The organism is Burkholderia sp. FW306-1C-G01B (assembly GCF_058781685.1).
On record NZ_JBYSWZ010000009.1, the window covers coordinates 46583 to 65977 of the forward strand.

Genomic DNA, 19395 nt, shown 5'->3' on the forward strand with positions numbered 1-19395 from the left:
GCGCGCACGCGGGCGGATGCGGCGCTCGCCGTGCGTTGCGCGTTGCGCGTTGCGGCTCTGGCCGGCCGCGACGGCATTCCGGTTGCTCAGTCGTAGCGGCGCAGAAATTTGTCGGCGACGGCCGGCGGATTCAGCGCTTTCGCCGATTCGTTTTCCAGTGCCTCGGCTGCGTCGTCGTCGCTGATCGATACGAACAGCGTGATGGATTCCCTTGCTTCACCCGTGCCGAACAGGCCGTCGCGATCGAGCAGCCGCAACGCCTCGATCATGTCGGCGTGGAGTTGCCGGGAGAACTCCGCGAACCTCGACCGCACAAACGTCGGGCTCAGCACTTCGTCGGCCAGCTTGCCGCAGATCACGTTGAACGGCGACGCTTCCGCCGCCGCGTACGCCCACTCGGAAAAGCCCCACACGTACTGCGGATCCGGATCGTCGTCCGCGACCGCCTGTTGCGCGCGGACCCGGCTCAGCCCTTCGACCGAATTGGCCGCCGGCACCACCGTCATCGCACCGCTGTCCGTATAAAGCGCGAACGCGTAGAAATGCTCATCCGGGTGCAACGCCCGCAGCGCCTTGAACGTCGCCCTCGCGGCGTCGGCAATTTCCCGCTGGAAATCAGAAAAGTCGATCATCGCATCCTCGCCCAGTCGCCCAGTCGCCCTTCGCGCGTCGGGGAATACGGCTCGCGGATGGTTCGTCGTCTCCCGGCGTTCGATGAATTGTCCGCCAATCGCGCGCGGCACGGTAGCGGGCCGCACCCTCGTTCACCGCCCGGCGTCCCGCGCGTCGAACACGCGCACGCAGACGGCGGCCGCCAGCGCGATCGCCGCCGACAGCAGCATCATCGCGAGCGGCGCATAGCCCGCGTTGCCGGCGGTCAGCACCGCGCCCGTCAGCGACGACAGCGCGGCGCCGCCGGCGATCGTCATCGCACCGGCCAGCCCCGACGCGCTGCCCGCCAGGTCCGGGCGCACCGACACGGCACCGGCATGCGCGCCGGGATTGGTCAGCCCGTTGCCGATGCCTACCAGCACGCATGGCCCGAACCACGCGATCGCATGCGTCGCGCCGCCGAACACCAGCGCGAGGCCGATCAACGGCCCCGCGCACGCGACGACACGACCGCACAGGATCGTCGTCGCCAGCGCGTAGTGGCGCGCGAAACGCGCGGCCAGAAAGCTGCCGCACACGAAACCGGCGGTGATCGTCCCCATGTAGAAACCGATCTCCGCCGGCGCGATGCCGAACAGCGTTTTCGCGGCGAGCGGCGCGCCGGCCAGGAACGCGTAGAACGAGCCCGTCGAAAACGCCATGCAAAGCGCATAGGCCCAGAAACGGCGGGCGCGGAGCAGCGCCGGATACGTGCGAAGCTGCCGCCCGAGACTCGACGACCGGTTCGTGTGCGTCTCGACGAGATCGAACGCGCACCAGCCGAACAGCGCGATGCCGGCCGCGCCGAGCAACCAGAAGCTCTCGCGCCAGCCCACCGTCTGATCGAGTACGCCGCCGAGCGTCGGGCCGAGCATCGGCGCGAACGCGGCCGCCATCGCCGCATAGCCGATCCGGCTCGCCGCACGGCTGCCGCCGCCGGTGTCGCGGATCGTCGCCATCGACACCGGATAGACCGACGTGATCGCCGCCTGCATCAGCCGGCACGCGAGAAACACGCGGATATCGGTCGCCATCGCACAGCCGAGCGAGCCGAGCGCGAACACGCCGACGCTCGTCAGCACGATCGGCCTTCGCCCGAACCGGTCCGACAGCGGCCCCATCACGAACTCGAGCGATGCCGCCACCGCCGCGTATCCACCAAGCGACAGCGCGACGAGCGCATAGTCGGCGCGCAGGTCGCGCGCGATCGCCGGCAGCGACGGCAGGAACAGGCTCAGCGGCAGCACCGAGAACGCGCACAGCAGGATCAGCGTCGCGTGTCGCGGCGACGCCGCAGCGGAATCGATCGGCAGGTTCGGTTGCAAGCGAATGCCCTCCGCGCACTCGCCGCTTGGGCGTGCGCAATGCAAAAAAAGTTCTTAGCGGATTTCCGGGGAGCGCGAGAAAGACCGTCTGCGTTCGGCCAGTTTCGGCCGTCCGACCGCGCGCTCACGCGGACGTTAAAAGGTCCTCTTCACTCAGTTAAGGGACGTTCCGTCCAAGATCTTGTTCATCGCACCATCGGCCACTGCCCATGTTCACGTAGTGGCGTCGATTAGGCTGCACATTTTTTTGAGTATCGGCCACGTCTTTTGCTTCCATGCGAGCACTGCAGCTTCGTCGCGCTCGACGGCACGGCGTTGCGATGCAGCTACTCGATGGCCGCCCGTCTCTGCCGGTGCCGGTGTCACACGTTGGGTCCTCAATCCCGAAATCGCCGTTGGTGCATTGCGAACAAAGCAAGAAGAACGTAACAATTGACCTGCTATGGAACGAGTACAAGGCGCGGGCGCCCGAAGCCTTTTGGGGACCCGCTTCGGTCCCCCAAAGGCCTATTCGTCGGTCTTCTTATTTTTTGTACGACTGCGGCCGCCCCCTGTTTCGGCCGCTTAGGCGACGGTGATGTGCGGATCCCACCAGAAATAGCCGTACAGATCCTGGCGCTGGCCGTCGTCTGCGAGCGTGTAAAGAGCGAAGCTCAAGCCGAAGAATTCGGTGCCGCTCTGCGCGACGGTCGCTTCGAACGTCTGGAAGTCTTCCGGGACGTGCAGGGCTGGCAAGCCGTTATCCCACTCCGACTTGGAGTTCGGCTGCGCCGCGCCTGTCAACGTGTAGTCGTTAACGATGAACTTATTGAATACGTTGATGCTGACGCCGGGTATCAGGATTGGCTTGATTTGGTAGACGATCACGGCGTCGTCGGCGTTACCGTAAACCGACGTGCCGTTGAATCTTACCGAATCCTTGACGTTCGCCCTGAAGTGCAGGTCGCCCGTGCCCTGTCCGCTGATAATGCCCCGCGAACCCGTGCAAATCATGAACTTATTAATATGGTCCAGACCGGTTGGTTCTTGCCATTTCTGGCTCGGCGTCCGTGCAGGAGTACTCTTGTTCCAGTAGTTTTTTACATACTCGGTGTCGATGACCACCAGTATGTCGATTGCCTGGGAGCTTGCTTTCAGGTCAATTTCGCTCATGGTAAATTCTCCATTCTCGTGAATATTTGGGAGACCGCTTGGTGATGCACTATCAACCACCTCGATAGACACCGGTCCGTCGGCCCTTCGGCCGGAAGGTCTCGCGGACCTGTGCATATCGAGACTTAAGATTGGGCCGGACACCTTGCCAAATCAATTACACGTGATTACACGGCGGGAAAATTGGGCGGCCAATGAGGATGTTTTTGATCTTCGTTGACCCCATGCCTCCCTTATTTTTTTGGTCACGCACCTGACAAAGTAAATAGGTTTTTGAGTTTTTCAAGAAATCGGAAAACAATCTTGGAAAGGTGTGGTCGCACGCCAAAAAACCAAAAGGACGTTCCACCATAGAGAATAGAGCCGGCGCGACTGCGTGCCGAAGTGGCTCGCCTGAAATAGGAGCACGGACCACGCTTCGCCATCTTCGCGGCCCGCATACGGATGGAGGATCTCGCCGTCTGGCCGGCACCGGTCGAAACGCAGCACGCGCTAATCCGGATAACGCTTATCGGGATCGCGTCGTGCTTGAGGGCGAGAGCTGCCGCGTTCCACGTCCGATGCCCGAGAGCAACAAATCAACACTTGCGGAAGGAGGCAAAAACAAGGATCCTTGATCTCCGTTCAAGTCTCGTCAAGTGCCTTTCGCTGGCGTCATTACGCCGAAAATACCCGGCTCCTTCATGGCGAAAGGCAATGGATCAGGATGAGATTGCCGCGACACGGCGCCTTCGTTTGTCGCCAAGTCGCGCCCCATCATTCAACGGGAATGAAGAATTCGTCATGGAAGTCGACGTTGTCGTGCATGCGAAAGCGCGGATAATCCATGTGCTGGTGGTCGTGGATACGGAACGCATCAAAGAAACTTACGGACCGAATCCGGATAGGTTAGCGCCAACATCCGTGAACCCCAAGCACCTGTTCATGATCGGTGCTGGCTCGCGGGGCGACATCGGCGAGCTGAAGTTCAAGGCAAAAATCGGCGACGTCGTTTCCATGACTGGCGTGTCGATTTATAACAATGCGGACGATGCCGTGATCGTATATGGCGTGCATCCTGTTGCGCGAGGTCCGGTATTTAATCGATTCAAGCCGTATTATGTGAAGAGAATGGCTGGGGTTCAGCCCGATCCCGATTCGCCAAATCAAAATGGTTTGCCGGCCATGAAAAAGGAGGTCAATTTCTCGAGCTTCGAGTCGAAAATCGCGGCCCACGGCGTCGAGCGCCTCGATCTTGCCTTCGCGCTTTATTCGCTGTCGGACGATGGGCAGAATCAGGAAATTTTCGGCTATTACCGGTGCGATCTCACTATTGCCGTCGAGCGGCCGCGTTCGACTGAGGCTGAATAATTGCGACGAATTAGCCTGACCGTTCTATCTACCCAATTACAAATGAGTAATAGATGGTCGTTCAGCAGCATATAGCGCCCCCCAACGCCGTTGAGCGAATGTCGGCAATGGCCACCTCTGATGCTGCGGCTCTGACGAGGCGAGCGGAATTTTATTTGGCCTTAGCCGGCAAGATTTGGTCGAAGGAAAATCTCGAACGTCTGTTCTGATCGCTCACCTGCGAGTTTTTTATTGGCGTGTAGAATTTTGCGCACCGGTGGAAGGCAAGGCGCTTGGGCCAACGTACCGGGCCAATGGCCGCAGCAGCGTGAAAGCGGCCACTTATCCGGCACGGTCTAAACGACTCCAGTGGGTCGTCAAGCGACATCCACTGAATTCCACGAAGCCCCCCCCAAAAAGCCCCCGAACAAGTCTGCGGGCGCATAGGTGCCCGCGCGGTGCCGCTACCGGACCCTGCGCCTGTGTACGACTACGATGAAGAATGCCGCTTTCATGCGTGATCGCTCCTGAATGCCTGGCCGACTGCCGGCGATACCGGACGACGGCAGGCGCACGACGCCAGCCACGTCAACGCCCCTAACGCACACGCACCGACACGAACTTCCGCGCGTTGTTGCGCTGGATCAGCAGCGCGATCACGCTGCCGTTCGCTTCAAGCGACTGCACATCGTCCGGCGTCTCGAGCAGCGTGTCGTTGATCTCGAGCACGACATCGCCCGGCTGGATGCCCGCCCTCGCTGCCGGGCCGTGCACCGCGTCCACCATCATCCCGACCGCGAGCCCCGTCGAGCGGCGCTCGTCGTCGCTCAGCGCATGCATCGTCAGCCCGAGACGATCGCCGCCCTCGCCCGTCCCCGCCGCCGCCCCCGGCCGTGCAGCGGCCTTCGGCGCAACCATGCCGACTGTCGTGCCCGCGCTGCCGGCCGCGTCGTCGGCGCCCGTGATCGTCAGCATCACCGGCGCACGCTTGCGAATCACCCGCAGCGACGCCTTCTCGCCGGGTGACAGCGCGGCGGCCAGGTCGTTCAGTTCGGCCGAGCGGCCGATCGGCTTGTCGCCCAGCTTCACGATCACGTCGCCGGGCTTCACGCCGGCCGCGGCGGCCGGCGAACCGGGCGCGACGCCGTTGACGAGCGCGCCCGCCGGACGCGGCAGCCCGAACGCCGCGGCCAGCCCGATGCCGACATCCTGCACATCGACGCCGAACGCGTTGACTGACGGCGCGCCCTGCGCCGGCTCCTGCGCCTGCGCCTGTTGCGCCTGCATCTGCGTCTGTAGCTGCGCACGCACCTTTACCGCGAACGCGATCGGGATCGCAAACGTCATGCTCGCGTAGCGGTCGGCGCCCGTATAAACCTGCACCGCGATGCCGATCACGTCGCCCGCGCGATTGAACACGGGGCCGCCCGAGTTGTCGGGATTCGGCGCGATATCGGTTTCGAAGAACGGAAACGCACTGCCGTCCGGCAGCCGGTGCGACGTCGCGCTGACGATGCCGGCCGTGACCGTGTTGCCCGATCCGTCCGGCGCGCCGATCGTCATCACCGGTTCACCCGCACGCACCTTCGCCGAATCGCCGAGGCGCACGAACGGGAGCTTCGTTGCATTGACACGCAACACGGCGACGTCGCTTTGCGGATCGACGGCCAGCACCGTCGCCTTGAATTCGCGGCGGTCGGTGAGCCGCACCGTCACGTCGGTCGCATCGTCGACCACATGCGCGGACGTCAGGATCAGGCCGTCGGCGCTGACGATGAAGCCGGAGCCGCTGCCCGACACCGCACGCAGCACCGTGTCGGGCGGCGCCGGCACGCCCTGCGCGGGCGGCGGCGCGCCGCGCCGGAAGAACGCGGCGAGCGGATCGTCGGTATCGAGGATCGCGAAGGACGGCCCGCCGGTTTGCTGATCGAGCGCGGTCATGATCGTCACGACCGCGGGTCCGTAACGATCGACGATGGCCGGAAAATCGACCGGCATCGCGTAAGACGCGGCGGCCGGCCTTTCCTTCATGGCAGGTTTGACGGGCGGTGCGGGCGTCCCCGCAATGGCGGCTGGCGGCGGTAGCAAAAAACCGGCAAATACGCCCCCGATCAACGCGGTGCGAAGCACGGCGCGAGCAAGCGTCTGGCGAACCACGGTGCACCTCCCCCGGCAGTCGCGGCGCCGCCTTGCGCGAGACGCGCAGGCACCCGACAAGCACCGGTACACGCATCCATTTATAGTCCAAGCAGCCTGTTCGAACATACGAATCGAAACCCGCATGCGAGGTGGCGCGGCGGCCGCGGAGCCGCGACGGCGTTCGTTTCGAACAAAGTGCGCGATTCGTCAATCCGCACAAGTCCGGCGACCGTTCAACCTCCGCCGACCCGCTCCGCGATCGCCGACAACGTCCGCAACATCGGCTGGAATGCATCGGCCGACGTATTGCCGAAGCCGAGCACGAGCCCGTTGGCCGCCGACTCCGCATGAATCGAAAAACCCGACAGCGGAAACGGGCCGATGCCATGCGCGCGCGCCGCGTCGACGATCGCGCGGTCGCGGTAGCGCGCCGGCAGCCGCAGCGCGAGATGCAATCCGCACGGCCCGCCCTCGACCTGGTGCGGCACGCCCAGGCTGCCGTCGAGCGCGGCGAGCAGCAACCGCCGCCGGTCGCGATACAGCCGGCGCATCCGGCCGAGATGGCGGCCATACTCGCCTGTCTCGATGAAATCGGCCAGCGCGAGCTGCACGTGGCGAGTCCCGCCGCGCAGCATCTCCGGCAGCACCGTCCGCACGGCGGCCAGCAGCGCCTCGGGCAGCACCAGAAAGCCGATCCGCAACGCCGGAAACATCGTCTTGCTGAACGAGCCGAGATAGACCACGGGCGAATCGGGCGCGAGCCCGTGCATCGCGCCGATCGGCTCGCCGGTGTGACGGAATTCGCTGTCGTAGTCGTCCTCGATGATCCACGCGCGATGCCGGCGCGCGGCATCGATCAGCGCGAGCCGCCGCGAGATCGACAGCACGGCGCCGGTCGGGAACTGGTTCGACGGCGTCGTATAGACGAGGCGCGGCGTCCGCTCGTGCCAGTCGTGCTCTTCCGCGCGCAGCCCTTCCGCGTCGACCGGCATCGGCACGACGTCGAGATCGGCCGCCTGCATCGCGGTGCGCGCGCCGCGATAGCCGGGCTCCTCGACCCACACCGTCTCGCCCGGGTTCGTCAGCAACTGCGCACACAGTGCAATCGCGCCCTGCGCGCCTTCGGTGATCACGATCTGCTCGGGATCGCAGCGCACGCCGCGCGTCACGGCCAGGTGGCGCGCGATCGATTCGCGCAGCTCGCGTTCGCCGAGCGGATCGCCATAGGCAAGCAGGTCGCGGGCGGCACGGCGCAGCGCGCGGTCGATCGCGTGCCGCCACGCATCCACCGGGAAATGCGACAGCGCGGGCACGCCCGGCCGAAAACCCTCCGATTCGCCGCTACCGACAAGGCTCGGGCGAATCCGGCCGAGCCGCTGCGCGACGGCCGGCGGCGCGGCACGCCGGCGCGGCGGCGCCGGCCGCGACAGCCCGACGACGCGCGTGCCGCGGCGGTCGGACTGCAGGAAGCCTTCGGCGACGAGCTGCTCGTAGACGGCGGCCGTCGTGTTGCGCGACACGCCGAGCGTCTCGGCCAGCGCGCGCGTGCCGGGCAGCCGCGTGCCGGCGGGCATCGCGCCGCCGAGAATCGCGTCGCGCACGCGGCGCAGCAACTGGCGCTGCAGCGAGGGCGCGCCCGGCGTGCGCGCCAGCGGCGCGTCGAGCGGCAGCAACGGAGAGTCGCCGGAAGGAAAGGCAGTCGTCATCGGAACATCGCAGCGTGAAAGTGTCGGAACACGGCGCCCGGACCGTGGCACCATAAATTTGCCGGTCTGTGGCGCTTTTCATGGTACCTCGCTGCGACTACGATCGTCTGCATGCCGGCATGTCGCCGGCCGCCAACCGACGCGAGATCGACCTTGTCCACGCTCACCAACGCCTTCCAGCAACCCATCGGCCACCCCGTTCCCGACTGGTCCGCGCGCCCGCGCCCCGAGCGCATCGCGCTCGAGGGCCGCTACTGCCGGCTCGAACCGCTCGACGCCGAGCGCCACGCGGCCGATCTGTATGCCGCCTATGCGCAGGCGCCCGACGGCAGCGACTGGACCTATCTCGCGCACGGGCCGTACGCCGACGAGTCGGGCTACCGCGACTACGCGCGCGGCGCGCAGGCGAGCGCCGATCCGCTGCACTACACGGTGATCGACGTTGCCACGGGCCGCGCGGTCGGCACGCTCGCGCTGATGCGCATCGATCCGGCCAACGGCGTGATCGAGGTCGGCTCCGTCACGTTCTCGCCGCGGCTCAAGCGCACGCCCGTGTCCACCGAAGCGCAGTACCTGCTGATGAAGTACGCGTTCGACACGCTTGGCTACCGGCGCTACGAATGGAAGTGCGACGACCTGAACGCGCCGTCGCGCAAGGCGGCCGCGCGGCTCGGCTTCCGCTACGAAGGCACGTTCCGGCAGGCGATCGTCTACAAGGGCCGCAGTCGCGACACCGCGTGGTATTCGATCGTCGACGGCGAATGGCCGGCCGTGCGCGCCGCGTTCGACGCGTGGCTCGCGCCGGAGAACTTCGACGCACACGGCGAGCAGCGCCAGTCGCTCACCGCGATCCGCCACGCGCAGGCGAACGCGCGCGACGCAGCCGCCCGCGCGAACGACGCGACGCGCGTCACGGTGCGCCCGCTCGTCGCCGCCGACGAAGCTGCGTGGCGCCCGCTGTGGCAGGGTTATCAGAAGTTCTACGACACCGCGCTGAGCGATGCCGTGTTCGCGACGACGTGGGCGCGCCTGATGGATCCCGCCGAGCCGATGTTCGCGCTCGGCGCATTCGACGCATCGGGTGCGCTGGTCGGGATCGTGCATTCGATCTACCACCGTTCGTGCTGGACCGAAGGGCCATACTGCTACCTGCAGGACCTGTACACGGCGCCCGACGCACGCGGGCAAGGCGCTGGCGGCGCGCTGATCGAGGCCGTGTACGAACGCGCCCGCGAAGCCGGCGCGAGCCGCGTGTACTGGCTCACGCATGAAACCAACACGACCGCGCGCGCGCTGTACGACAGGCTCGCGAACAATGCCGGGTTCATCCAGTACCGGCACGATCTGAAGAAGTAACGCGGCGCAGCGGCCAGCCGGCGTTCAGTCGAGAACGTCGGCCGGATCCCGCGTCGTGTCGTCCTCGGGCGCAACGTCCGCCCGCGCCGCGCCGGCCGCGCCCGACACCGATGCCGGGCAGATCATCTCGTCGCCATTCGCGGGCACGGGCCGCCGCACCGGCCGGAACACCGGCTCGCCGGGCTCGATCGGCCGCCCCGAGATCGCACAGCGGCCGGGCTGCAACGCGACGCGCAGGCGCCAGCGCTGCTCGCCGTAATGGCAACGGCCGCTCTCGACCCAGCGAATCAGCAACCCGTCGTCGCCGGCCTCCAGCACCGTGACGAACAGTTGCGGGCGCAACGGCGACACCGCGGCCGCGGCGTGCTCCCGAACCGGCGCGCGGCCGCTCGTCACGAGCGGATGCGCGACGCCGCCGCCGTGCAGTGGCATCGCATCGCGTTCGCCGAACGACGGCGCATCGCACGACAGGTCTTCTTCGCAGATCAGGCTTTCCATGGTGTTCGGCATGCTTGACGGATTGACGTGCGGGTTGAACGGCACCGGTGCCGCGCTCTGCGCCGGCCCATCGGTTCGCGCAACAGCGACAGGCCGATCGCCGCACCGGCGACGGCGGCCGCGAGCATCAGCCCGATGCCGCCCGACCAGCCGGACGCGCCGACGATCGCGCCGATCGCCAGCGGCCCGATCACCTGTCCCAGATAGTTGCCCTGCACGACCCAGCCGATGCCGAGCGGCGCCAGCGACGGCGACGGTGCGGAGCCCGGCGCGCGACAGCAGCCAGCCGGCCGTCAGGTTGCCGATCACGCGTGAAGCGACGATCGCCGCGCTGAGCCGCGCACCGACAGCGTGGCGGCGTTGGCCGCGACGGGCGATTCGGTCATCTCCACCTCCGTTGGGGCCGCCGCGCGCAACGGGATGTCTCACGCGGCCGCGATCGGACTGGCGCACATGATACAAATTGAAGTTCACTTCAAGTAAAGGGAAAGTTGCGCAACGATGCGTTTCGCCGATCGCTGTAATGGACCGGCGCGACAGCGACGGCATCCTGATCTAAGCTGTCGGCTTCGCCCGACAATGATGCGCACATACGCATGCCGACCGCCTCGCCCGCTCCCGACGCCACGCTTCCGCTCGACTCGGTCTGGTCGACCTTCTCCCACCGCAGGGCCGCCGTGCGCACCTTCATCGCCGGGTACTGCGCCGCGCGCGACCGCCGCGACGCGCCGGTCCTCGACAGCCCGGACGGCCAGGTCGTGCGGTTCGACGCCGGCATGGGCCGGCCTTTCGAGCATTTCATGATCGAGGGTGCGCCCGCGCGCAGCGACGGCCCGTTCGCCGTCGGCGCATGGATCACGCGCTATGGCGCCGCGCCGTTGCCGCTTGCGCTGCAAGGCAGGACGCGCCGGCTGTCGGACGAGCATTTCATGGCCGCCGATATCGGCACGCTGTCCAGCGACGACGCACTCGCGGAAGCACTCGCCTGTCACACGCCGGACGACATCGCGGCGTTCAATGCGAGCGCGTCATTCCCGCCGTTCCAGCGGAATCCGGCCGCGTTCCTGTTCGCGCACCGGTTGGACGGGCAAATCGCGGCCACCGCGCGCTACGGCTTCGCGTCGGCGCGCGATATCGTCGTCGACCGGGTCGGGACGGCGGACGCATACCGGCGCCGTGGCCTCGCCATGCAACTGCTCGCCGCGATCGTCGCGCATGCGCGGCAGCGCGGTGCGCGGCGTGTATGGCTCGTGTCGACCGAGGCCGGTCAGCCGCTGTACCGTGCCGCCGGATTCACGCCGCTCGCACCGGTCGCGGTGGACGAAGTCATCGCCTGAGCGCGCTTCGCCCCACGCCAGCCACCCCCGTTCGTCTCGCGATCCGTCTCATTTCGCTGAGACGAACGTCCCGGCGTCTCACCCGGCCCGCGACTTCGCAATCGCAGCAAACTTCACGCATGACTCCCGTCATATCGCTTCCTGCAAACGTGTAGCGCAATGGTGCGTCGCAAACTTCCAACTCTCGCCGACCACCCCGCACCACACCGATTCACGCTGGCCCCGTTCCTGCATACCGTTCGATCGCGCAATCGCGCGACGGGCGCACCGGCAGCGACGCCTCACGCCCGACGACAACCTGACGGAGACAGCAACGTGAGTACACCGGCACCGACTACCGCCCGCAGCATGAAAGCCGCCGTCTGGCGCGGCCGCCACGACATCCGCGTCGAAGAGGTTCCCGTTCCGGAGCGCCCGCCGGCAGGCTGGGTCACGATTCGCGTGCACTGGTGCGGCATCTGCGGCTCCGACCTGCACGAATACGTCGCCGGCCCCGTGTTCATCCCGGTCGACGCGCCGCATCCGCTGACGGGCCTGAAGGGCCAGTGCATCCTCGGCCACGAGTTCAGCGGCGAGATCGCCGAACTCGGCGCGGGCGTGACGGGCTTCGCGGTCGGCGACCGCGTGACGGCCGACGCGTGCCAGCATTGCGGCACATGCTGGTATTGCAGGCACGGGCTGTACAACATCTGCGAAAACCTCGCGTTTACCGGGCTGATGAACAACGGCGCGTTCGCCGAATACGTGAACGTGCCGGCCGAGCTGCTGTACAAACTGCCCGACAACTTCCCGACCGAAGCCGGCGCGCTGATCGAACCGCTCGCGGTCGGGCTGCACGCGGTGAAGAAGGCCGGCAGCATCGTCGGGCAGACCGTCGTCGTGGTCGGTGCGGGCACGATCGGCCTGTGCACGATCATGTGTGCGAAGGCCGCGGGCGCCGGGCGCGTGATCGCGCTCGAAATGTCGGCCGCGCGCAAGCAGAAGGCGCTGGAGGTCGGCGCGAGCATCGTCATCGATCCGAAGACGTCCGACGCGATCGCGGAAGTCAAGGCGCTGACGGGCGGCTACGGCGCCGACGTGTCGTTCGAGTGCATCGGGCACACGGCCACCGCGAAGCTGGCGATCGACGTGATCCGCAAGGCCGGCAAGTCGGTGATGGTCGGCATCTTCGAGGAGCCGACGTCGTTCAACTTCTTCGACATCGTGTCGACCGAGAAGGAAGTGATCGGCTCGCTCGCGTACAACGGCGAATTCGCGGACGTGATCCGCTTCATCGCGGACGGCCGCATCGACGTGCAGCCGCTCATCACCGGACGCATCGCGCTCGGCGACATCGTCGCGCACGGCTTCGAGGAACTGGTCAACCACAAGGACCGGAACGTGAAGATCATCGTCCAACCCGCCGTCGCCTGACGGCGCATGCGGCCGCGGCAACGATTCGTGCCGCGGCACGCGTGCCGTTGTTCCACGCGAAAGCATCGCCACGCGCCCGGGCGACGCATCCGATTGCCGACAATTCCCCTCCAGCGCCCTGTTCCCTGCTTTCGTCATCCGAAGCGGGCCTCGTGCCGCTTTCCGTTCGGATACGAAGATTAAAAGCATTCGCAATCCAAACCATTAGCCGCAATGCGCCCCCGCCGAACAAGCGCCCCGGTGTCGACAGAAACGTGGCGCGACGCGATCCTCCGCTGCACGGCGCGATCCGGCTTCCCGGATCACGCAGCCGGCCGCGGCCAATGCATGAAAAACGCGCAGGCCGCAAACGGCCGTTGCGACACCGCAGCCCGGCGCGATTCTTCGATATACTGGACCGAACCCTTTTCGGGGCAACCGCGGGCAACCACGCCCGTCGCGCGTTCGCCCCAACCTGCGTGGAATTGCGTACCGTGAAACCGCGAGCCGGCCTGATTCTCGAACTCTTCGTCAACCTGCTGCTGCCCTGGGTTGCGTACCGGGTCGCGCATCCGTATTTCGGCGAAACCGGTGCGCTGTACGCGTCGGCGGTTCCGCCGATCATCTGGTCGATCGTCGAATTCGTCCGCTCGCGCCGCGTCGACGCGGTGGCGGCCGTCGTGCTGCTCGGCATCGCGCTGTCGATCGCCGGAATGGCGTTCGGCGGCAGCCCGCGCACGCTGCTGATGCGCGAATCGCTCGCGTCGGGCACGATCGGCATCGTGTTCCTGCTGTCCCTGTTCCGCGAACGTCCGCTGATCTTCTATCTCGCCCGCGCCACCGTCGCGCGGGAAATGGCCGGCGGCGCCGCGCACTTCGAATCGGTCTGGGCCGCACAGCCGGGGCTACGGCAGATGCTCCGCCGGATGACCTTCGTATGGGGCGCCTTCATGACGCTGGAGATGCTGCTGCGCTGCTGGATGGTCGTGACCTGGCCCGTCGAGCGCGTGCTGGTCGTGTCGCCGATCATGGGCTACACCGTGTTCGGCTGCCTGCTGATGTGGACGTTCTGGTACCGGCGGCGGATGCGCGTGCGCAACAGCGTCGACATCCCGACCCGCGACGGCGTCACCGAGGTCGCCGGCCGCTGACGGCCGACCGGCCGGCGCCGGCCCGGCGGCATGTCGCCGCGCCTGCTGTATGATGCGCGGCGTCTTGTCCGACCTATGCGTTTCCTGTCATGTCCCTTTCGCTCCTTCCGTGCGCCACGATCTGGCTCGCCCTGTTCGCGGCCGCCGCACTCGTGTGGCATCGCCCGCAGCACGGCCTGAGCCTCATTCTGGCCGTGCTCGGCTATGCCGGCGCGCTGGCGTTCGGCAAGCTCGAGCCGATCGCGCTGGCGCCGCTAGCGCTGCTGGCCGCGGCCGCATGGGGCGTGTCGCCCGCACGCCCGCTCGCGGTGCGGATCGCCGCGCACGCGGTGTTTGCCGCGCTCGCGATCGCGCTGAGCCTGCACCTGATCCCCGGTTTCCACAATCCGCTCGTGATCGCCCCGACGCGCTTCACGCCGGACGCCGTGCCGTTCACGATGTACCTGAATCTCGACAAGCCGCTGGTCGGCCTGTGGCTGCTGTGGGTGCTGCCATGGGTCGCACCCGACATCGCGCTGTCGCGAGCGCTGCGCACGGGCGCGGTGGCGGCCGTCGCGACGGCGGCCGCATGCCTGGCCGGCGCGCTCGCGTTCGGGATGGTCGGCTGGGCGCCCAAATGGCCGGCATCGGGCTGGCTGTGGCTCGTGAACAACCTGCTGCTCGTGACGCTCGCCGAAGAAGCGCTGTTCCGCGGCTACGTGCAAGGCGGGCTGACGCGCGCGCTCCACGCGTTCACATGGGGCCCGTGGGCCGCGCTCGCGATCGGCGCGGTGCTGTTCGGCGCCGCGCACGCGGCCGGCGGCTGGCAATGGATCGTGCTCGGCACGGCGGCCGGCGTCGGCTACGGCCTCGCGTGGCGGCGCGGCGGACTGCTCGCCTCCGCGCTCGCGCATGCGGGGCTGAACGTCGTCCACTTCGGGCTGTTCACCTACCCGATGCTCGACGCCGCCCGCTGACCCCGGCGCACGGCACCGCCCGGCGAGATACCGCGCTCAGTTTCAGTTGAACCCGGCGATCGCATGCGGCACGTACGGGCCTTCGAGCGTGGCGATCTCGTCGTCGGTCAGTTTCAACTCGAGCGCGCCGAGCGCATCGTCCAGTTGCTGCGGCTTCGAGATGCCGACGATCGGCGCGGTGACGCCGCGCTTTTGCGCGACCCATGCGAGCGCGACCTGCGCGCGCGGCACGTTGCGCGCGGCGGCGATCGCCGCGACGGCGTCGACGACCGCCTTGTCCGCATCGGCCGTCGCGTCGTACAGCCGCTGGCCGACCTCGTCCTTCTGCTGCCGGTCCGACGATTCGTCCCAGTTGCGCGTCAGCCGGCCGCGTGCGAGCGGGCTCCACGGAATCACCGCGATGCCCTCGGCTTCGCACAGCGGCAGCATTTCCCGCTCTTCCTCGCGATACAGCAGGTTAAGGTGGTTCTGCATGCTGACGAAGCGGGTCCAGCCGTTCTGCTTCGACGTGTACAGCGCCTTCGCGAACTGCCACGCGAACATCGACGATGCGCCGATATAGCGCGCCTTGCCGGCCTTCACGACGTCGTGCAGCGCCTCGAGCGTCTCCTCGATCGGCGTGCCGTCATCCCAGCGATGAATCTGGTAGAGGTCGACGTAATCGGTGCCGAGCCGCTTCAGGCTCTGGTCGATGTCGGTCATGATCGCCTTGCGCGACAGGCCCGCGCCGTTCGGCCCCGGCCGCATCCGGTAGAACACCTTGGTCGCGATCACGATATCGTCGCGCTTCGTGAAATCGCGCAGCGCGCGGCCGACGATCTCCTCCGACGTGCCGTCCGAATACATGTTCGCGGTATCGAAGAAGTTGATGCCGGCTTCGACCGCCCGCTGGATGATCGGGCGGCTTTCCGCTTCCGGCAGCGTCCACGGATGCGTGCCGCGCGACGGCTCGCCGAACGTCATGCAGCCCAGCACCAGTTTCGATACTTCCAGCCCGGTCGATCCGAATTTCACGTATTCCATCGCACACCTCGTCATTGAAGTTGAGCTTGCGGCCGGATGCGCGCCGCCGTTCGGCGCGAAGGGCGCGAACGGTGCGCCGCGCATCCGCCAGACGTGGCATGTTATCCCGCGCCGCGCAAACGCGTATGACGCGCACGCCGGCACGCCGCGCGCATCGGGTGCACGGTCGCAACGCGGAAAAGGACGGGCGGGTTACTTGACCTGGTCGGCGATCGGCTGCAGGAACGCGGAGAAGCCGGTCAACATGATCTGCACGCCGATGCACAGCAGCAGGAACGCCGACACGCGCATCGCGACCTTGGTGCCTTCGGTGCCGAGGTAGCGCGACAGCAGCGCGGCGCGGCTGTAGGTTTGCCAGATCACCACGGCGACGAGCACGGACACGGCAATCGATACGATGCTCGACAGCATGAACTCGGACAGCTTGTGCGTGCGGTTCGCGTTCAGCGCGATCGCGGTCGAGATCGAGCCGGGACCGACCGTCAGCGGCACGGTCAGCGGGAAGAATGCGCGCGTCATGATCGCGTTCGCATCGATCGGCTTGACCGGCGTGTCGCCGCCGCCCGGCACGTCGGGCTCGTTCAGCATCTGCCAGCCCGCCACGGCGACCGCCAGGCCGCCGCCGATCCGCAGCGCCTCCATCGAGATCCCGAAGAAATGCAGCACGGGCGTGCCGGCGAAGAACGCGACCATCAGCACGATGAACGCGTTGAACGCCACCTTCCTCGCGAGCAGGTCGCGCTCGTGCTCGGTGAGCGCCTCGGTCCGCTCGAGAAACAGGAACGCGATGCCGATCGGATTGATGATGCCGATCAGGCCGGTGAAGCCGAACAGGATCTCGGAGATAAGGCGGTTGACGATCATCGGGCGAAGAATCGGTCGGGGCTGGGCCGGCAGCGCGCCGGGGGTCACGCATTGTAGAGCAAGCGCCCGCGCCCGAGACGCAAAATGCGGCCGGGCGCGCTTAGCCGCCGATCGTCGCGTCTTTTCCTTACTCGGCGCCCGCTTCCCATGCCGGCGGCCGCTTCGCGAAGAACGCGGCGAAACCCTCCTTCGCCTCCGGCGTCGCCCGCACGCGGGAGATCGTCTGCGCGGTGAACGCCGCGCGCTCGTCCGACGGCGGATACTCGCCGATCGCGTCGAAGAAGCGCTTGATTTCCATCAGCGCGTTCGGGCCGTTGCGAGCGAGTTCGGCGAGCGTCCGTTCGAGCGCTTCGTCGAGCGCATCGAGCGGCACGGCCTGGTGGATCAGGCCGATCGCGACGGCTTCGCCGGCGGCGAGCTGCGTCGCGGTCAGCGCGAGCCGGCGCGCCTGGCGCTGGCCGACCGCCTCGACCAGATACGGGCCGATCACGGCCGGCAGGATTCCGAAACGCGCCTCGCTCACCGAAAAGCGCGCATGGTCGCTCGCGATCACGATGTCGCAGGCCGCGCACAGGCCCACGCCGCCGCCGAACGCGTGCCCCTGCACGCGTGCCACCGTCGGCTTCGGGCATTGCCGGATCGCGCGCATCATCGCCGCGAACCGCTGCGCGTCGCGCAGGTTCGCTGCCGCATCGTTCGCGCTTGCGCGCTGCATCCATTGCAGGTCGGCGCCCGCGCAGAATGCGCGGCCGTCCGAGCGCAGCACGATCGCGCGCACGTCGTCACGCCGGCCGAGCGCCGTGAATGCGTCGGTCAGCTCGGCGATCATCGTCTCGTCGAATGCGTTGAGCACGTCGCCGCGCTGCAGCGCCACGGTCGCAATGCCGCGCGCATCGACCGCGACGGCCAGGGTCTTCAATCCATCCATCGAACAGGTTTCCTCGGGTAGAACGGCAAACATCGGAATCAGGCGGCTAGGGCCTGTTCACGCTAATAACGGGCTTGCGAACGTGCCTTGCCGGTCGCAGTGCAAGAAGCAAGGAGCGCCGTTTGGCCGAGCCAAACAAGCGACGCGCGACGCCGCAATGCGGCCGACAAGGCACGTTCCCCTGTTTGGAAAAAATCATTCGTGGGGCTGGCCCGTTATTAGCGTGAACAGACCCTAGCGGCGGTCGATCACGCGCCGGGCCTTGCCGGTCGCGGTCGCGGGAATGCCGCCCGCCGCAAGCACCATCACGCCGGACGACACGCCGACCATCGTCTTGATCCGGTGCTGCAACTCGCGCGCGAGCGCCGCGCGATCGCTTTCGGTAACGGACGCCGCAGCCTCGGAGCGCAGTTCGACCGCGAGGTCGAGCCGGTCCATATGGCCGTCGCGCGACAGCGTGATCTGGAACTGGCCCGATAGCGCCGGCAGCGCGACGACGATCTCCTCGATCTGGCTCGGGAACACGTTCACGCCGCGCACGATCAGCATGTCGTCGGAACGGCCGGTGATTTTCGCGAGGCGGCGCATCGCGCGCGCGGTCGGCAGCAGCAGCGCGGTGAGATCGCGCGTGCGGTAGCGGATCACCGGCATCGCTTCCTTCGTCAGCGACGTGAACACGAGCTCGCCGTGGCTGCCGTCGGGCAGCACTTCGCCCGTGACGGGATCGATGATCTCCGGGTAGAAGTGGTCTTCCCAGATCACCGGGCCGTCCTTCGACTCGACGCATTCGCACGCGACGCCCGGGCCCATCACTTCCGACAGCCCATAGATGTCGAGCGCGTCGATGCCCACGCGCGTCTCCACTTCCTCGCGCAACGCCTGCGTCCACGGCTCGGCGCCGAAGATGCCGATCTTCAGCGACGACTCGGCCGGGTCCATCCCCTGCCGCACCATCTCGTCGATCAGGTTCAGCATGTACGACGGCGTGACGAGGATGATCTTCGGCTCGAAATCGCGGATCAACTGCACCTGCTTCTCGGTCTGCCCGCCCGACATCGGCACGACCATGCAGCCGAGCCGCTCCGCGCCGTAATGAATCCCGAGGCCGCCCGTGAAGAGGCCATAGCCGAACGCGTTGTGCAGCGTGTCGCCCGGGCGGCCGCCGGCCGCGCGGATCGAACGCGCGGTCACGTTCGCCCACGTGTCGATGTCGCGCGCCGTGTAGCCGACCACGGTCGGCTTGCCCGTCGTGCCGCTCGACGCATGCACGCGCACGACCTGCTCGCGCGGCACCGCAAAGAGACCGAACGGATAGTTGTCGCGCAGGTCGTTCTTCGTCGAGAACGGGAATTTCGCGAGATCGGCGAGCGTCTTCAGGTCGTCCGGATGCACGCCCGCCGCATCGAACGTGCGCCGATAGTGCGGGACGTTGTCGTATGCGTGGCGCAGCGACCATTTGAGGCGTTCGAGCTGCAGCGCCTGCAGTTCGTCGCGGCTGGCGGTCTCGATCGGCTCGAGGGCGGCGGCGGGATGCGTCGGGTGAGTCATCGGGGTGCTCCTCCAATGGCGTGATGTCGTTATCGTGTTC

16 protein-coding genes and 1 pseudogene are annotated in these 19395 nt (G+C 67.0%); 6 read left to right on the forward strand and 11 right to left on the reverse strand.

Going from position 1 to position 19395, the window contains the following annotated elements; all coding sequences use genetic code 11:
- Positions 1–86: 86 nt before the first annotated feature.
- The 3 genes from AC3WLY_RS19010 to AC3WLY_RS19020 all read right to left on the reverse strand — a co-directional run bounded on the left by AC3WLY_RS19010 (position 87) and on the right by AC3WLY_RS19020 (position 3128).
- Positions 87–632, reverse strand: a complete 546-nt coding sequence (locus AC3WLY_RS19010) for a DUF4303 domain-containing protein (protein WP_492309834.1) — start codon at positions 630–632, stop codon at positions 87–89.
- Positions 633–764: 132 nt separating this feature from the next.
- Complete coding sequence (locus tag AC3WLY_RS19015; protein WP_175963495.1) at positions 765–1976, reverse strand: MFS transporter; 1212 nt, start codon at positions 1974–1976, stop codon at positions 765–767.
- A 564-nt stretch (positions 1977–2540) separates the two neighbouring features.
- The gene (locus tag AC3WLY_RS19020; RefSeq protein WP_175959228.1) at positions 2541–3128 is read right to left on the reverse strand and encodes an inclusion body family protein; all 588 of its coding nucleotides are present in this window, start codon (positions 3126–3128) and stop codon (positions 2541–2543) included.
- A gap of 696 nt (positions 3129–3824) precedes the next feature.
- Between AC3WLY_RS19020 and AC3WLY_RS19025 the strand changes: the two genes are divergently transcribed.
- Complete coding sequence (locus tag AC3WLY_RS19025; protein WP_208457403.1) at positions 3825–4478, forward strand: inclusion body family protein; 654 nt, start codon at positions 3825–3827, stop codon at positions 4476–4478.
- Between the two features lie 576 nt (positions 4479–5054).
- Here AC3WLY_RS19025 and AC3WLY_RS19030 read toward each other — a convergent pair.
- Both AC3WLY_RS19030 and pdxR read right to left on the reverse strand, forming a co-directional pair.
- The gene (locus AC3WLY_RS19030) at positions 5055–6614 is read right to left on the reverse strand and encodes a trypsin-like peptidase domain-containing protein (protein WP_492309835.1); all 1560 of its coding nucleotides are present in this window, start codon (positions 6612–6614) and stop codon (positions 5055–5057) included.
- Between the two features lie 215 nt (positions 6615–6829).
- Positions 6830–8302 carry a MocR-like pyridoxine biosynthesis transcription factor PdxR gene (gene pdxR / locus AC3WLY_RS19035; RefSeq protein ID WP_492309810.1) on the reverse strand — a complete coding sequence of 491 codons (1473 nt, stop codon included), beginning with the start codon at positions 8300–8302 and terminating at the stop codon, positions 6830–6832.
- A gap of 153 nt (positions 8303–8455) precedes the next feature.
- Here pdxR and AC3WLY_RS19040 point away from each other — a divergent pair, with 153 nt between their 5' ends.
- Positions 8456–9658 carry a GNAT family N-acetyltransferase gene (locus tag AC3WLY_RS19040; RefSeq protein WP_492309811.1) on the forward strand — a complete coding sequence of 401 codons (1203 nt, stop codon included), beginning with the start codon at positions 8456–8458 and terminating at the stop codon, positions 9656–9658.
- A gap of 24 nt (positions 9659–9682) precedes the next feature.
- On the opposite strand, the gene AC3WLY_RS19045 is transcribed toward AC3WLY_RS19040, so the two are convergent.
- The gene (locus AC3WLY_RS19045) at positions 9683–10168 is read right to left on the reverse strand and encodes a DUF3331 domain-containing protein (protein ID WP_175959231.1); all 486 of its coding nucleotides are present in this window, start codon (positions 10166–10168) and stop codon (positions 9683–9685) included.
- A 47-nt stretch (positions 10169–10215) separates the two neighbouring features.
- Positions 10216–10507, reverse strand: a pseudogene (locus AC3WLY_RS19050) (MFS transporter); the annotation flags it as partial.
- A gap of 245 nt (positions 10508–10752) precedes the next feature.
- On the opposite strand from AC3WLY_RS19050, the gene AC3WLY_RS19055 reads away from it, so the two are divergent.
- From AC3WLY_RS19055 to AC3WLY_RS19070, 4 genes are all read left to right on the forward strand, one after another.
- On the forward strand, positions 10753–11493 hold the full coding sequence (locus AC3WLY_RS19055; RefSeq protein ID WP_492309812.1) for a GNAT family N-acetyltransferase: 741 nt from the start codon (positions 10753–10755) through the stop codon (positions 11491–11493).
- A 348-nt stretch (positions 11494–11841) separates the two neighbouring features.
- Positions 11842–12906, forward strand: coding sequence for a zinc-binding dehydrogenase (locus AC3WLY_RS19060; RefSeq protein WP_310137905.1), 1065 nt, complete (start codon positions 11842–11844; stop codon positions 12904–12906).
- Positions 12907–13379: 473 nt separating this feature from the next.
- Positions 13380–14036: a VC0807 family protein gene (locus tag AC3WLY_RS19065; protein WP_072439081.1), complete on the forward strand. Its 657-nt coding sequence runs from the start codon at positions 13380–13382 to the stop codon at positions 14034–14036.
- Between the two features lie 89 nt (positions 14037–14125).
- A complete protein-coding gene (locus tag AC3WLY_RS19070) occupies positions 14126–14992 on the forward strand; it encodes a CPBP family intramembrane glutamic endopeptidase (RefSeq protein WP_492309813.1) in 867 nt (288 codons plus the stop codon).
- 42 nt (positions 14993–15034) lie between these two features.
- Here AC3WLY_RS19070 and AC3WLY_RS19075 read toward each other — a convergent pair whose 3' ends face one another.
- The 4 genes from AC3WLY_RS19075 to paaK form a co-directional block, all read right to left on the reverse strand.
- Positions 15035–16015, reverse strand: a complete 981-nt coding sequence (locus AC3WLY_RS19075) for an aldo/keto reductase (RefSeq protein ID WP_425132589.1) — start codon at positions 16013–16015, stop codon at positions 15035–15037.
- Between the two features lie 192 nt (positions 16016–16207).
- Positions 16208–16879, reverse strand: a complete 672-nt coding sequence (locus AC3WLY_RS19080; protein WP_034180232.1) for a MarC family protein — start codon at positions 16877–16879, stop codon at positions 16208–16210.
- Positions 16880–17006: 127 nt separating this feature from the next.
- Positions 17007–17807 carry an enoyl-CoA hydratase-related protein gene (locus AC3WLY_RS19085; protein WP_414856273.1) on the reverse strand — a complete coding sequence of 267 codons (801 nt, stop codon included), beginning with the start codon at positions 17805–17807 and terminating at the stop codon, positions 17007–17009.
- A gap of 234 nt (positions 17808–18041) precedes the next feature.
- The gene (gene paaK, locus AC3WLY_RS19090) at positions 18042–19355 is read right to left on the reverse strand and encodes a phenylacetate--CoA ligase PaaK (RefSeq protein ID WP_492309814.1); all 1314 of its coding nucleotides are present in this window, start codon (positions 19353–19355) and stop codon (positions 18042–18044) included.
- Positions 19356–19395 lie beyond the last annotated feature (40 nt).

What these genes read in the sequence shown, in the direction of transcription:
- AC3WLY_RS19010 (WP_492309834.1), bottom strand. Translation starts at nt 632, where the DNA reads ATGATCGACTTTTCTGATTTCCAGCGGGAAATTGCCGACGCCGCGAGG.
- AC3WLY_RS19020 (WP_175959228.1), bottom strand. Translation starts at nt 3,128, where the DNA reads ATGAGCGAAATTGACCTGAAAGCAAGCTCCCAGGCAATCGACATACTG.
- AC3WLY_RS19025 (WP_208457403.1), top strand. Translation starts at nt 3,825, where the DNA reads ATGGATCAGGATGAGATTGCCGCGACACGGCGCCTTCGTTTGTCGCCA.
- pdxR (WP_492309810.1), bottom strand. Translation starts at nt 8,302, where the DNA reads ATGACGACTGCCTTTCCTTCCGGCGACTCTCCGTTGCTGCCGCTCGAC.
- AC3WLY_RS19045 (WP_175959231.1), bottom strand. Translation starts at nt 10,168, where the DNA reads ATGCCGAACACCATGGAAAGCCTGATCTGCGAAGAAGACCTGTCGTGC.
- AC3WLY_RS19055 (WP_492309812.1), top strand. Translation starts at nt 10,753, where the DNA reads ATGCCGACCGCCTCGCCCGCTCCCGACGCCACGCTTCCGCTCGACTCG.
- AC3WLY_RS19060 (WP_310137905.1), top strand. Translation starts at nt 11,842, where the DNA reads ATGAAAGCCGCCGTCTGGCGCGGCCGCCACGACATCCGCGTCGAAGAG.
- AC3WLY_RS19070 (WP_492309813.1), top strand. Translation starts at nt 14,126, where the DNA reads ATGTCCCTTTCGCTCCTTCCGTGCGCCACGATCTGGCTCGCCCTGTTC.
- AC3WLY_RS19075 (WP_425132589.1), bottom strand. Translation starts at nt 16,015, where the DNA reads ATGGAATACGTGAAATTCGGATCGACCGGGCTGGAAGTATCGAAACTG.
- AC3WLY_RS19080 (WP_034180232.1), bottom strand. Translation starts at nt 16,879, where the DNA reads ATGATCGTCAACCGCCTTATCTCCGAGATCCTGTTCGGCTTCACCGGC.
- AC3WLY_RS19085 (WP_414856273.1), bottom strand. Translation starts at nt 17,807, where the DNA reads ATGGATGGATTGAAGACCCTGGCCGTCGCGGTCGATGCGCGCGGCATT.
- paaK (WP_492309814.1), bottom strand. Translation starts at nt 19,355, where the DNA reads ATGACTCACCCGACGCATCCCGCCGCCGCCCTCGAGCCGATCGAGACC.